Genomic DNA, 13,490 nt, shown 5'->3' on the forward strand with positions numbered 1-13,490 from the left:
CCACCGGCCCACCCTTGAGCCGCTGCCACCGGTCCACTGCTGAGCCGCTGCCACCGGCCCACCCTTGAGCCGCTGCCACCGGTCCACTGCTGAGCCGCTGCCACCGGTCCACTGCTGAGCCGCTGAGACCGGTCCACTGCTGATCTGCTGCCGCCGGGCCGCTCCTGAGCCGCTGAGACCGGTCCACTGCTGAGTCGCGTCCTGCGGTCCGGCCCCGAGTCGCGTCCTGCGGTCCGGCCCCGAGTCGCGTCCTGCGGTCCGGCCCCGAGTCGCGGTCGCCGGGCCCGGAGCCGTCTGCCCCGGCTCAGGCCGAGGTGGGCTGGGCCTCGCCGCCGGGCAGCGCGCCGGCCGGCTCCGTGACGGACACCGGTGCGTCCAGGGCGCGGGAGCGCTCGCAGGCTTCCGCGACGAGCAGGGCACGCAGTGCCTCGTGCCCGTCGCACGGGTTGGGGATCTCGCCGCGCAGCACGCGGACGAAGGCGGCCAGTTCGGCCTCGTAGGCGGGGGAGAAGCGGTCCAGGAAGCCGGGCCAGGGCCGCTCCGGCGCGGGTCCGGCGGCCGGCTCCAGCGAGGTGATCGGGGTGCGTGCGTCCAGCCCGACCGCCAACTGGTCGGCCTCACCGGCCAGTTCCATACGGACGTCGTACCCGGCGCCGTTCATCCGCGTCGCCGTCGCGGTGCACAGCGTGCCGTCGTCCAGGGTCAGCAGCGCCGCCGCCGTGTCCACGTCGCCGGCCTCGGCGAACATCGCCGGGCCCGCCGCCGAACCGGCCGCGTACACCGAGACGATCTCGCGGCCGGTCACCCAGCGGATCGCGTCGAAGTCGTGCACCAGGCAGTCTCGGTACAGCCCGCCGGAGTCCGGCAGATAGGCGGCCGGGGGCGGCGCCGGGTCGGAGGTGACGGCCCGCACGGTGTGCAGCCGGCCGAGCCTGCCGGTGCGCACGGCCTCGCGGGCCGCGAGGTATCCCGCGTCGAACCGGCGCATGAAACCGATCTGGAGCAGCGTCCCGGCCTCCTCGACCGCGGCCAGTGCCGTCCGGGTGCCCTCCGGGCCCAGCGCGATCGGCTTCTCGCAGAAGACCGGCAGCCCGCACGCGGCCGCCGTACGGATCAGCTCGGCGTGCGAGGCGGTCGCGGAGGCGATGACGACGGCGTGGATGTCCAGCGCGAACAGATCGGCGACGGTCGGCACCGACGTCGCATCGAGGGCGGAGGCGACCTCCACGGCACGCAGGGCGTCCGCATCGGTCACCACCAGCTCGGTGACCTCCGGATGTGCGCTGAGCGTACGGGCGTGCAGGGTGCCGATCCGGCCGGTGCCGATGAGTCCGATGCGCATGGACCTACGCTGGCGCGGGCCGCGCGGCCCTGTCAACGTGTTGTCGTTTCGTCCTGACAATCGAACGTCAGGTTTCCGGCCACCCGGATGGAGCACTACCCTCCCGGTGTGGCGAAGAATGATCCGGTGGACCTGCGGCTCGGTGTGGACCGTGCCAGTCCCGTCCCGCTCTACTTCCAGCTCGCCCAGCAGCTGGAGGCCGCCATCGAGCGGGGCGAACTGGCCCCGGGCAGCCTCCTGGGCAACGAGATCGATCTGGCCGGGCGCCTCGGCCTGTCCCGGCCGACGGTCCGCCAGGCCATCCAGTCGCTCGTCGACAAGGGGCTGCTGGTGCGCCGGCGCGGCATCGGCACCCAGGTCGTGCACAGCCAGGTCAAGCGCCCCCTGGAACTGAGCAGCCTCTACGACGATCTGGAGGCCGCCGGCCAGCGCCCCGCGACCCGCGTGCTGGGCTACGGCACCGAGGAGGCCACCGCCGAGGTGGCCGCGGCGCTGGCCGTCCCCGAGGGCACCGAGGTGCGCACCATCGAGCGGCTCCGGCTCACCCACGGCGAGCCCATGGCCTATCTGCGCAACCATCTGCCCGTCGATCTGCTGCCCCTGGAGCGGGAGAGCCTGGAGGCGACGGGGCTGTACCGGCTGATGCGCGGCTCGGGCGTCACGCTGCACTCGGCCCGGCAGTCCGTGGGGGCGCGCACGGCGGACGGGCCGGAGGGCGAACTGCTGGGCGAGCCGGCCGGCGCCCCGCTGCTGACCATGGAGCGCACCACGTACGACGACACGGGCCGCGCGGTCGAATACGGCTCGCACCTCTACCGTGCCTCCCGCTACGCCTTCGAGTTCCAGCTGCTCGTGCGCTCGTGACCGCGCGTCCCGCGCATTGACGGGCACCGGGCAGGCCGCTACAAATCCGCCATGACGCCACGGGGTGGGGCACGCGGAGTGACGACCGTCTCCCGGAGGGCACGCGGGGCCCGGGCCGTACCGCCCGGACCCGGGGCACCCTTTCCGGTCCGGGTGACGGATACTTGTGCGAAGATCCTGGGCGGTCTCCCGGAGCCGCGGCAGCAAGGACGCCCGCGGCCGGACCCCGGCGCCGGACGTGCCGCGCGCCGTGCGGGTCCCGGCGACTCCGGTCGATCGACCGCACCCGTACCCGTACCGAGAGGGCGAAAGAGCGTGGCCACCGTGCAAAGGTCCCGTAGATCCCGTGCGTCCGTGCGCGCGACGGGGGCCGTCGTGGCGGCGGTGCTCGCCGCCGTGGCCGCTCTCGCCGGGTGCAGCAGCACCGGCGGCAAGCGGGCCGAGGAGGCACGCGACCAGGCGGCGTCCGGCAAGGCCAACGTGACCACGCCCCGCTGGAAGATCGCCATGGTCACGCACTCCGGCGACGGCGACACCTACTGGGACATCGTGCAGAGCGGCGCCAAGCAGGCCGCGGCCAAGGACAACATCGAGTTCCTCTACTCGCACGACAAGGAAGCCGGCCGCCAGGCGCAGCTCGTGCAGGCCGCCATCGACAAGAAGGTCGACGGGCTGATCGTCACCCTCGCCAAGCCCAGCGCCATGAAGAACGTCGTGCGGAAGGCGGTGAAGAAGGGCATCCCGGTCGTCACCATCAACTCCGGCCAGGAGGTCTCCAGCGCCTACGGCGCGCTCACCCACATCGGCCAGGACGAGCAGACCGCCGGTGAGGCCGTCGGCAAGGAGCTGAACCGGCGCGGCCGCGAGAAGGCCGTCTGCCTGCTGCACGAGCAGGGCAACGTCGGGCACGAACAGCGCTGCGACGGCATCCGCAAGACCTTCGACGGCAAGGTCGAGGACCTCTACGTCGACGGCACCAACATGCCCGGCGTCCAGTCGTCCGTCGAGGCCAAGCTCCAGTCGGACAAGAAGGTCGACACGGTCGTCACGCTCGGCGCCCCGTTCGCCGCCACGGCCGTGCAGGCCAAGCAGGACGCCGGGAGCAAGGCCGAGATCGACACCTTCGACCTCAACTCCAAGGTCGCCACCGGCCTCAAGGACGGCTCCATCGGCTTCGCCGTCGACCAGCAGCCCTACCTCCAGGGCTACCAGTCGGTCGACCTGCTGTGGCTGTACCGCTACAACGCGGACATGCTCGGCGGCGGGAAGCCCGTGCTGACCGGGCCGCAGATCCTCACCAAGAAGGACGCCGGCAAGCTGGAGGAGTTCACGAAGCGGGGGACCCGATGACGGCCGCCGCACCCGCCGGCAGCCCCGCCGGCCCGTCCGGATCCGCGCCCGGCGACGGGGGCGGCCCCGCTCCGGACGGATCCGCCGACGAACGCCTCGTGCACCGCTCGCTGCCCGCCCGGCTCATGCGGCGGCCCGAGCTGGGCGCCGTCGTGGGCGCCATCGCGCTGTTCGTCTTCTTCTCGCTGGTCGCCGACAGCTTCCTGCGGGCCTCCAGCCTCTCCACGGTGCTCTACTTCTCGTCCACGATCGGGATCATGGCGGTGCCGGTGGCGCTGCTGATGATCGGCGGCGAGTTCGACCTGTCGACGGGCGTCATGGTGACCTCGTCCGCGCTGGTCTCCTCGATGTTCAGCTACCAGATGACGGCCAACACCTGGGTGGGCGTCGGGGTGTCCCTGCTGGTCACGCTGGCGATCGGCTTCTTCAACGGGTTCATGCTGACCCGGACCAAGCTGCCCAGCTTCATCATCACGCTCGGCACGTTCCTCATGCTCACCGGCCTCAACCTGGGCATGACGAAGCTGATCAGCGGGACCGTCACCACCAAGAGCATCAGCGACATGGAGGGCTTCGACTCCGCCCGTGCCGTCTTCGCCTCCACCCTCACCCTCGGTGGCGTCGATGTGCAGATCACCGTGGTGTGGTGGCTCGCGCTGATCGTGCTGGCGACGTGGATCCTGCTGCGCACCCGCGCCGGCAACTGGATCTTCGCCGTCGGCGGCGGGGTCGACGCGGCCCGCGCCGTGGGCGTGCCCGTCGGCCGCACCAAGATCGGGCTGTACATGGGGGTCGCGCTGGCGGCGTGGATCTCCGGGCAGCATCTGCTGTTCAACTACGACACCGTCCAGTCCGGCGAGGGCGTCGGCAACGAGCTGATCTACATCGCCGCCGCCGTGATCGGCGGCTGCCTGCTCACCGGCGGCTACGGCTCCGCCGTCGGTGCCGCGGTCGGGGCCTTCATCTTCGGCATGGCGAACAAGGGCATCGTCTACGCCCAGTGGAACCCCGACTGGTTCAAGTTCTTCCTGGGCGCGATGCTGCTGCTCGCGACCCTCCTCAACGCCTGGATCCGCAAGCGCGCGGAGGTGACCCGATGAGCGACGGCAGCGACGAGAAGGCCGGGGCGGCCGGCGACGACCGGGCGCAGCCGCTGGTCGAGCTGGCCGAGGTCAGCAAGTTCTACGGCAACATCCGCGCCCTCCAGGACGTCTCCCTCCAGGTGCACACCGGCGAGATCACCTGCGTCCTGGGCGACAACGGGGCCGGCAAGTCCACCCTGATCAAGATCGTCTCGGGGCTGCACCAGCACGACGCCGGGGCCTTCCGCATCCAGGGCGAGGACGTCCGCCTCGGCTCCCCGCGCGAGGCGCTCGACCGCGGCATCGCCACCGTCTACCAGGACCTCGCCGTCGTCCCGCTGATGCCCGTGTGGCGCAACTTCTTCCTCGGCTCCGAGCCGGTCAAGGGCCGCGGGCCCCTCCGGCGGATGGACGTCGACGAGATGCGCCGCACCACGCACAGCGCGCTGCTGCGCATGGGCATCGACCTGCGCGACGTCGACCAGCCCATCGGCACCCTCTCCGGCGGCGAGCGGCAGTCCGTTGCCATCGCACGCGCCGTCCACTTCGGTGCCAAGGTGCTCGTGCTGGACGAGCCGACCGCGGCGCTCGGCGTCAAACAGTCCGGCGTCGTCCTCAAGTACGTCGCCGCCGCCCGCGACGCCGGACTCGGTGTGGTGCTCATCACGCACAACCCGCACCACGCCTACCTCGTCGGCGACCGGTTCGTGCTGCTCAAGCGGGGGAGCATGGCCGCCGCCTACGAGAAGTCCGGGCTGGAGCTGGAGGAGCTGGTCCGGCAGATGGCCGGAGGGTCCGAGTTGGAGGAGCTGAGCCACGAGCTGGGGCGCTGAGCGCTGGGCTGTACCTCGTGTCGCCTCGGCCCTGTTGCGGCTTTTGCGCAGTGCCGGGGTGCGTCCCCTGCGCGGTCGGGCCTGGCCCTGTTGGGCCTCGCCCAGTGCCGGGGTGCGTCCTCCGCGCGGGCGGGCCTGGCCTTGTTGCGCCTTGCCCGGCGTGGGCTCCGTCCCCTGCGAGGTCTCGCTGAACGCTCGTCCTCAAGCGCCGGACGGGCTGGGAGTGCTTCCGCGCCGTTGTCCGGTGCGGGTTCGGTCGCTCGCGCTCGTCCTCAAGCGCCGGACGGGCTGGAATTGCTTCCGCGCCGTTGTCCGGTGCGGGACCGATCGCTCGCGCTCGTCCTCAAACGCCGGACGGGCTGGATGTGTGCCGGACGGGCTGGATGTGCGCCGGACGGGCTGGGGATGCGGCCGGGACAGGCTGGGACGCGGCCGGGACCGGCTTGGTTGGCGGGGCCGGGCGAGCGGCACGGGGGGAGTTCTCCTGTGTGGGGCGTGTGGGCTTGGTGTGAGCGGGGGGCGGGGTCGGGTGGGAGGACGTACCGTTGGGGCCTGGCAGAATCAAGGGCCGCCCGGGACCGCACGTACGAGGGACGACCATCAGGTGAGCATCGACAGCTTCCAACGCGGCGAGAGGGTCTATCCGCGGAGGACCCGGCCGAGCGCCAGCGTCCTGCGGACGGTCAGCACCCGGGAGCGCCGCTCCCATCTGTCGGCACCCCGCGTACCCACCGTCGGGATCGACATCGGCGGTACCAAGGTCATGGCGGGTGTGGTGGACGCCGACGGGACGATTCTGGAGAAGGTCCGGGCGGAGACGCCGGAGAAGTCCAAGAGCCCGAAGGTCGTCGAGGACACCATCGCCGAGCTGGTGCTGGACCTGTCCGACCGGCACGATGTGCACGCCGTCGGCATCGGCGCGGCCGGCTGGGTCGACGCCGACCGCTCCCGGGTGCTGTTCGCGCCGCATCTGGCCTGGCGCGACGAGCCGCTGAAGGACGCGCTGACCGCCCGGCTGGCCGTCCCGGTCATGGTCGACAACGACGCGAACACCGCGGCCTGGGGCGAGTGGCGGTTCGGCGCCGGGCGCGGCGAGGACCACCTCGTCATGATCACGCTGGGTACCGGGATCGGCGGCGCGATCCTGGAGGACGGCCGGGTCAAGCGCGGCAAGTACGGGGTGGCCGGCGAGTTCGGGCACATGCAGGTGGTGCCCGGCGGTCACCGGTGCCCGTGCGGCAACCGCGGCTGCTGGGAGCAGTACAGCTCGGGCAACGCGCTGGTGCGGGAGGCCCGGGAGCTGGCGGCGGCGGAGTCGCCCGTCGCGTACGGGATCATCGACCGGGTCGGCGGCCAGGTCGGCGACATCACGGGGCCGCTGATCACCGAGCTGGCCCGCTCCGGCGACGCGATGTGCACGGAGCTGCTGCACGAGATCGGCAGCTGGCTCGGCGTCGGGATCGCCAATCTGGCCGCGGCGCTCGACCCGTCCTGCTTTGTGATCGGCGGCGGGGTCAGCGCCGCGGACGAGCTGCTGATCGAGCCCGCCAGGGAGGCGTACAGACGCCAGCTGACCGGGCGCGGCTACCGTCCGGAGGCCCGGATCGCCAAGGCCCAGCTCGGTCCGGAGGCCGGGATGGTCGGGGCCGCCGATCTGGCCCGGCTGGTGGCGCGCCGCTTCCGCCGTGCCAACCGCCGCCGGCTGGAGCGCTACGAACGCTACGAGCGCGCGGCGGACAATCTGCGCCGGGCGGTGGGCCAGTGACGACCGACACCGCACGGCCGCCGCACCGGCCCAGGCACCGGCTGTTCGTCCTGCTCATCGTCGTGCTGCTGATCGCGCTGCCGGGCGGCTACCTCGTGCAGTCGGCGTTCCAGAGCCGGGCGAGCGGCAAGGACAAGGAGCGGGCAGCCGCCGCCACGAACCTGATGTACCAGCGCCCGCCGAAGGTCAGCCAGCGCATCTACAACGTCCCCGTCCCGGAGACCGCCACCCGCATCGCCTTCTACGAGTCGAACTCCTGGGAGAAGAGCACGATGTGGGTGCAGTTCCGCACCACGAACAAGCGGCTCTCCGCGTTCATGGACGACGTGGGGAGCGATCTCTCGGCGCTGCACAAGGACAAGGTCACCATCAGTGACCGCAAGGCCGCCGAGGTCGGCTGGCGTCTCGACGAGCCCGGGCACCGCTACCGGGGCGGTGTGCTCGAACAGTCCGGCAGCGAGCCCGACCTGGCGATCACCGTCGACACGACGTACAAGAAACGGCCCCGGGTCTACGTCGTCTCGACCACCCAGCCCTGACCGTGACCGGCTGGTGCCCGCCCGGTGTCCGCCCGGATCCACCGGTTCCGCTGGTTGCACCCGGGTTCGCCCGCCGCCGTCCGGTATCGGCCCCGTGCCGGTCCCGCCGGGCCTGGAAGCCCCGGTTCCGGCGCAGACCCGGTCGGCGGCCTCCCGTGCGCCGCTCGGTAGCGTGACCGCGTGAGAAGCGCCGCGTCCTGTCGGGGTGAGACGCACCGGGCCCGTGTGATCCGCCCCTGTTCCCCGTTCTGCCCGTACTCGCTGTACTCGCTGTACTCGAACACCTGCATGAGGTGACCCACGTGACCCCCGCCCAGACGCTGCAACACCGCACCGACGGCCCCGACGACGCCCCGGTCCTCGTTCTCGGACCGGCACTCGGTGCGACCTGGCACATGTGGGACCGGCAGATCCCGGAGCTCACCCGGCACTGGCGTGTGCTCCGCTTCGACCTCCCCGGCCACGGCGGCTCCCCGGCCTACTCCGCCGACTCCGCTGACACGCTCGCCGAACGCCTGCTCGCCACCCTCGACCAGCTCGGCGTCGACCGCTTCGGCTACGCCGGCTGCGACATCGGCGGCGCCATCGGCATGCGGCTCGCGCTGCTGGCCGCCCAGCGCGTCTCCTCGCTCGCGCTGATCTCCTCCTCGCCCCGCTACGACACCCCCGACAGCTGGCGCCAGCGCGGCGTCGTCGTCCGCACCAACGGGCTCGACCCCATCGCGCGGACCACCCCCGAGCGCTGGTTCACGCCCGCGTTCGCCGCCGCGCAGCCGGCCATCGTCGAGTGGGCCGTCCAGATGGTGCGCACCACCGACCCGGGCTGCTACATCGCCGCCTGCGAGGCCATGGCCTCCTTCGACGCCCAGCAGACGCTCGGCGGTGTCGGTGTGCCGACCCTGGTCGTGGCCGGGGCCGAGGACGAGACGACCCCGCCCGCCGAGGCCCGCGCCCTGGTGGCGGGCATACCCGACGCGCGGCTGGCCATCGTGCCGGGCGCCTCGCATCTGACGCCCGTCGAACAGCCCGGCGCGGTCACCGACCTGCTCATCCGGCACTTCACGACCTCCTGGCAGCAGTCGCCCGCCGGGCCGCCCGCGCCCGCGCCGGTCATCGCGCCCGTGCCCCAGCAGGCGTCCGCCGTCGCCGAACTGGAGTCCGCCGAGCGTGCCGCACTGCGCACCGACTCCTACGACACCGGCATGAAGGTGCGGCGCGAGGTCCTCGGCGACGCGCACGTGGACCGGGTGGGCGAGGAGACCGACGACTTCACCGCCGACTTCCAGCACCTCGCCACCCGGTACGCCTGGGGCGAGATCTGGACCCGCACCGGCATCGACCGGCGCACCCGCTCCGTCGTCACCCTCACCGCGCTCGCCGCCCGCGGCCACCACGAGGAGCTGGCCGCCCACACCCGCGCGGCCCTGCGCAACGGCCTCACCCCGGACGAGATCAAGGAGGTGCTGCTGCACACCGGGATCTACTGCGGGCTGCCGGCCGCGAACGCCGCCTTCACCGTCGCGCAGCGCGTCATCCGCGAGGAGACCACTCCGGAGGACCGCCGTGCGGCCCAGGAGGACAATGAGCCGCATGGGATCTGACGCGAACGCCACCCTCACCAAGAAGGGCCACTCCTGCGTACGCCTGGAGAAGGCCGGGCGCACCCTGGTCATCGACCCCGGCGGGTTCAGCGAGCCGGACGCCGCGCTGGGTGCCGACGCGCTGCTCGTCACCCACGAGCACGCCGACCACTTCGACGAGCTGCGGCTGCGCGCCGCCATGGAGGACAACCCGGCCGCGGAGATCTGGACGCTGCGCAGCGTCGCCGAGCAGATCTCGGGCGCGTTCCCGGGCCGGGTGCACACCGTCGGCGAGGGCGACACCTTCGAGGCCGCCGGGTTCGAGGTCGAGGTGCACGGCCAGCTGCACGCGGTGATCCACCCGGACATCCCGCGCATCACCAACGTCGGCTACGTCGTGGACGGCACGGTCTTCCACCCCGGGGACGCGCTCACCGTGCCCGCGCGCCCCGTGCACACGCTGCTGCTGCCGATGCACGCCCCGTGGAACAAGTTCTCCGAGGTCCTCGACTACGTGCGTGCCGTCGCGCCCGAGCAGGTCTACGACATCCACGACGGGCTGCTCAACGACAACGGCCTCGGTGTGCTCGGCCGGATGCTCGGCGAGGGCGGGCCCGGCACCGGCGGTGCGGTGCACACCCATCTGCCGCCCGGCGAGAGCGTCGTACCGGGGCGGTAGCCTGCGTTCTCCTGGGGGATGTCCCCCGCGACCCCCGAGGGAGAAGCCTTTTTCATGCGAATCGCCACCTGGAACATCAACTCGATCACCGCCCGGCTGCCGCGCCTGACGCAGTGGCTGGAGACCGCGCAGCCGGATGTGCTGTGCCTCCAGGAACTGAAGGTGTCCGAGGACGGCTTTCCGCGCGACGCGCTGGCCGCACTCGGCTACGAGTCGGTGGTGAACGCCGGCGGGCGGTGGAACGGCGTCGCCGTCCTCTCCCGCGTCGGCGTCGAGGACCCGGCCGTCGGTCTGCCCGACGCTCCGGCCTACGACGGCGTCGTGGAGGCCCGGGCCGCCGCCGCGACCTGCGGCGGGGTGCGTGTCTGGTCGCTGTACGTGCCCAACGGCCGGGAGGTCGGGCACCCGCACTACGACTACAAGCTGGAGTGGCTGGCGGCGCTCCGCGCCACCGTGGAGCAGCCCGCCGCCGGCAGCGCGCCGTTCGCGGTCCTCGGCGACTTCAACATCGCGCCGACCGACGAGGACGTGTGGGACATCGCCGAGTTCGACGGTGCCACGCACATCACCGAGCGGGAGCGTGAGGCGCTCTCGGCGCTGGAGTCCGCCGGGATGAAGGAGGTGCACCCGCGCCCCCTGAAGTACGACGTGGCGTTCACGTACTGGGACTACCGCCAGCTGTGCTTCCCCAAGAACAAGGGCATGCGGATCGACCTCGTCTACGGCAACTCCGCGTTCGCCTCCGCCGTGGGCGACGCCTATGTGGACCGCGAGGCCCGCAAGGGCAAGGGCGCCTCGGACCACGCGCCGGTCGTCGTCGATCTGGAGGTGTGAGCCGCACGGCCCGGCCCCGCGCGGGGCCGGGCCGTGGTGTCCCGCGGGCGCCGGGGTCAGTCGTCGCGGCCGGCGAGCACGCGCAGGTCGACGGAGTCGCCGAGGGCCCGCAGCCCGGTGTCACCGGGGTGCAGATGGTCGCCGGAGTCGTAGGCGGGCAGCATCCGCGCGGGCCGGGCCGGGTCCCGCAGCACCGCGTCGAAGTCGAGCACCGCGTCGAACGTGCCGCCGTTGTCCCGGATGAAGGCGTTGACGGCGGTGCGCCGTGCGTCCACCTCGGCCGTGCAGTCGTGGTAGCCCTCGCACGGCGTGATCGTCGCCACGATCACGCGCAGGCCGCGCTCCCTGGCGCGGGCCGCGATCGCCTTCATCCCGGCGACGACCTCACCGGGCGAGGCGCCCCAGCGCACATCGTTGATGCCCTCGAAGAGCACCATCGTCCGCGCGTTCGTCTGCCCGAACACGTCCCGCTCCAGCCGGTGCTCGGCGCTCACCCCGCCGGTGTCGGTGGAGACGCCGTCGCCGGGGTAGCGGTCGCTCACGACGCGGTTGGCGGAGATCCCGTGGTTGAGCACCCCGTAGCGGGGGATCCCGTCGTGGCCGTCCCGGGCCAGGATCCGGCGGGCCAGTACGTCGGGCCAGCGCCGGTCGGCGCCCTCGGTGGAGCGGACGCCGTCGGTGATCGAGTCGCCGAGCGTGACGACGGAGCCGGGGCCGCCGCGCACGTCCACCCCCGTCAGGAACGGCCACATCGTCAGCGAGCGGGTGAAGGCGGAGCCGTCCGTGTCGCCGGTGCGGTCGCCGCTGCCGGCCTCGCTCAGATACGAGCGCTGCTGTGCCTCGCTGTGCACCGGCGCCGCCCGCACCGGCTCCGGCAGATGGATGCTGACCAGCAGATCGGCGTCGGCCGGCACCCGCAGCCGTACCGGGTCGCTGACCGCCCGGGCCCCCGCCGGGATCCGGGTGCCGGCCCGGCCCCCGTCGAAGGTGAGCGGCGCCGGCCTGCCCACGGTCCGTGCGCCCTCGGCCCGTACGGCGACCGAGGCGTGGCCGATGCGCACGGGGAGGGAAGCGAAGGTGTTCTCCAGCCGGACACGGGCGGCGGGCCCGCCCACGGAGGTGTGCACGACCAGCCGCATCGTCTGGTCCCGCCACAGCCCGGTGCCGGTGTACCCGGCCGTGCTCGCCGACCAACTGCCGCTCCAGCCGCGCGCGTCCGGCCGGACGACGGCGTCGAAGACGTGCAGGTCGGCATGGTCGCCCGGGTCGGGCGGCAGCTGTACGGAGGCCACCTCGCGCCCGCGCTCCAGCGGCACGGTCACCACGTACAGCCGGGTCCGCTCCGCGGTCTGTGTGCCGTGGCCGTCGTTGAGGTGCGGCAGGGCGACGGCCTTGGTGCTGAGCGGGCCGCTGCGCCAGTCGCCCGCCGTGAGCGTGTACGGGCTGCGTCCCCCGTCGCGGTAGCGCACGGTGCCGGAGGCGGACAGCGGCTGTGCGGGGCCGTCCGGCGAGGTGGCCGCGACCAGCAGGGCCAGCGCGTCGCCCCGCCCGGTGAGCCGGAGGCGCTGGCCGTCGGCGCGGACGTTGTCGGGCCGGCCGGGGGAGCGGCGCGGCATGCGCAGCGTCGCACCGTCCACGTCGACGCGCCGGCCCGGGCCCCAGCCGGCGGCGCGGAGATCCTGTGCGGACAGGGAGCGCCCGGCGCCGTCGAAGTCGGCCGCGGCGGGGGCCGCGTCGTCGCTGATGCCCCGGTTGTCGAAGAGCCGCTCGATCGGGTGCGGCCGGTGCGCCGTATCCGCGGGGGGCGCTTGTCCGCGCGCGTGCGCCGTGGCAGCGGGCGCGGGCATCAGGACCGCCGCGACGGCCAGTACCGTCAGCACGGCCGCGACGGCCGGTGCCCCCGGCCCCGTACGTACGGCCTGCGGGAGCGGGACGGTGCGGGATCTCAGTCGTCTGTGCACGTGACTGCCCCTCTCGTGGGCTCTCGTGGACTCCAACACCCCCCAGTGCACCCCGGATTCGACCGGGAGGGGGTGACCCTGCGGTGGCCGGTGCGGAACGCGCGGGTGGCCGCCCGGTCAAGTGGGCCGGCCCGGCACAGCGCGCCCTGTGGTGCCCGGGCCCGCGCGAATGCCACGCTGATCCGTATGCACTTCCCCTTTCTGGACACCTGGCGCAGACGGCACCCGGACGAGGAAGAGGCCGAGCCGACCGACGCACTGTCCAGAGACCCGCAGGGCGCGGCGCAGCTCCTCTCCGAGTGCGATCTGCTGCGCGAGCACGCCCGCAGCGCCGGCGTCGAACTGGACGACTCCGCCGACTCGTTGGCCGCGCTGGACCAGCTGCTGCCCCGCTGGCGCGAGGACCCGGAGGTCACGCCCTGGCTCGGCAGCGACGCCGGCCTCTACCTGGGCACCGTGCTCGTGCGCACGGTGCCGGGGGCGCACTGGGCGCGCCGGACGGACGACCAGCCCGTGGTCCGGCTGGCCTCGGGGCGCGAGATCGACGTCCTGGACGTGGGCACCACCTGGGCGGAGAGCGGCTCCCCGGAGCTGTCCCAGACGTACGCGGAGGCCGGCGAGGGCTGAGACCGGCGGGCGGCGGCGCACGTCAACTCCCGTG

Annotated in this window: 12 protein-coding genes; 10 read left to right on the forward strand and 2 right to left on the reverse strand. The window is 73.0% G+C overall.

What is annotated here, in order from left to right; all coding sequences use genetic code 11:
- Nucleotides 1-304: 304 nt before the first annotated feature.
- A complete protein-coding gene (locus tag SCA03_RS33445; protein ID WP_030886850.1) occupies nt 305-1,342 on the reverse strand; it encodes a Gfo/Idh/MocA family protein in 1,038 nt (345 codons plus the stop codon).
- A gap of 87 nt (nt 1,343-1,429) precedes the next feature.
- Here SCA03_RS33445 and SCA03_RS33450 point away from each other — a divergent pair, with 87 nt between their 5' ends.
- The 9 genes from SCA03_RS33450 to SCA03_RS33490 all read left to right on the forward strand — a co-directional run bounded on the left by SCA03_RS33450 (nt 1,430) and on the right by SCA03_RS33490 (nt 10,868).
- The gene (locus tag SCA03_RS33450) at nt 1,430-2,206 is read left to right on the forward strand and encodes a GntR family transcriptional regulator (protein WP_212767271.1); all 777 of its coding nucleotides are present in this window, start codon (nt 1,430-1,432) and stop codon (nt 2,204-2,206) included.
- A 354-nt stretch (nt 2,207-2,560) separates the two neighbouring features.
- Nucleotides 2,561-3,556 (forward strand): sugar ABC transporter substrate-binding protein, encoded by a 996-nt coding sequence (locus tag SCA03_RS33455; RefSeq protein ID WP_037850161.1) that lies wholly within the window; start codon nt 2,561-2,563, stop codon nt 3,554-3,556.
- Nucleotides 3,553-4,656 carry an ABC transporter permease gene (locus tag SCA03_RS33460; RefSeq protein ID WP_170297998.1) on the forward strand — a complete coding sequence of 368 codons (1,104 nt, stop codon included), beginning with the start codon at nt 3,553-3,555 and terminating at the stop codon, nt 4,654-4,656. Before SCA03_RS33455 ends, SCA03_RS33460 begins: the two co-directional genes overlap by 4 nt.
- The gene (locus SCA03_RS33465) at nt 4,653-5,471 is read left to right on the forward strand and encodes an ATP-binding cassette domain-containing protein (RefSeq protein WP_037850162.1); all 819 of its coding nucleotides are present in this window, start codon (nt 4,653-4,655) and stop codon (nt 5,469-5,471) included. The genes SCA03_RS33460 and SCA03_RS33465 overlap by 4 nt, the downstream gene beginning before the upstream one ends.
- A 610-nt stretch (nt 5,472-6,081) precedes the next feature.
- A complete protein-coding gene (locus SCA03_RS33470; protein WP_051846198.1) occupies nt 6,082-7,236 on the forward strand; it encodes an ROK family glucokinase in 1,155 nt (384 codons plus the stop codon).
- Nucleotides 7,233-7,775, forward strand: a complete 543-nt coding sequence (locus tag SCA03_RS33475; protein WP_030886838.1) for a hypothetical protein — start codon at nt 7,233-7,235, stop codon at nt 7,773-7,775. The genes SCA03_RS33470 and SCA03_RS33475 overlap by 4 nt, the downstream gene beginning before the upstream one ends.
- 302 nt (nt 7,776-8,077) lie before the next feature.
- Nucleotides 8,078-9,376, forward strand: coding sequence for a bifunctional 3-oxoadipate enol-lactonase/4-carboxymuconolactone decarboxylase PcaDC (gene pcaDC, locus SCA03_RS33480; RefSeq protein WP_030888149.1), 1,299 nt, complete (start codon nt 8,078-8,080; stop codon nt 9,374-9,376).
- Nucleotides 9,366-10,034, forward strand: a complete 669-nt coding sequence (locus tag SCA03_RS33485; RefSeq protein WP_030886830.1) for an MBL fold metallo-hydrolase — start codon at nt 9,366-9,368, stop codon at nt 10,032-10,034. The genes pcaDC and SCA03_RS33485 overlap by 11 nt, the downstream gene beginning before the upstream one ends.
- Before the next feature lie 54 nt (nt 10,035-10,088).
- On the forward strand, nt 10,089-10,868 hold the full coding sequence (locus SCA03_RS33490) for an exodeoxyribonuclease III (protein WP_030888155.1): 780 nt from the start codon (nt 10,089-10,091) through the stop codon (nt 10,866-10,868).
- A 56-nt stretch (nt 10,869-10,924) separates the two neighbouring features.
- Here the strand turns inward: SCA03_RS33490 and SCA03_RS33495 are convergent, their stop codons facing one another.
- Nucleotides 10,925-12,715: an SGNH/GDSL hydrolase family protein gene (locus tag SCA03_RS33495; RefSeq protein WP_086814311.1), complete on the reverse strand. Its 1,791-nt coding sequence runs from the start codon at nt 12,713-12,715 to the stop codon at nt 10,925-10,927.
- A 300-nt stretch (nt 12,716-13,015) separates the two neighbouring features.
- Here SCA03_RS33495 and SCA03_RS33500 point away from each other — a divergent pair, with 300 nt between their 5' ends.
- Nucleotides 13,016-13,456, forward strand: a complete 441-nt coding sequence (locus SCA03_RS33500; protein WP_030888161.1) for a DUF6278 family protein — start codon at nt 13,016-13,018, stop codon at nt 13,454-13,456.
- The last annotated feature ends 34 nt before the right edge of the window (nt 13,457-13,490 follow it).

The organism is Streptomyces cacaoi (genome assembly GCF_006539165.1).
In the GTDB taxonomy this organism is placed as follows: domain Bacteria; phylum Actinomycetota; class Actinomycetes; order Streptomycetales; family Streptomycetaceae; genus Streptomyces; species Streptomyces cacaoi.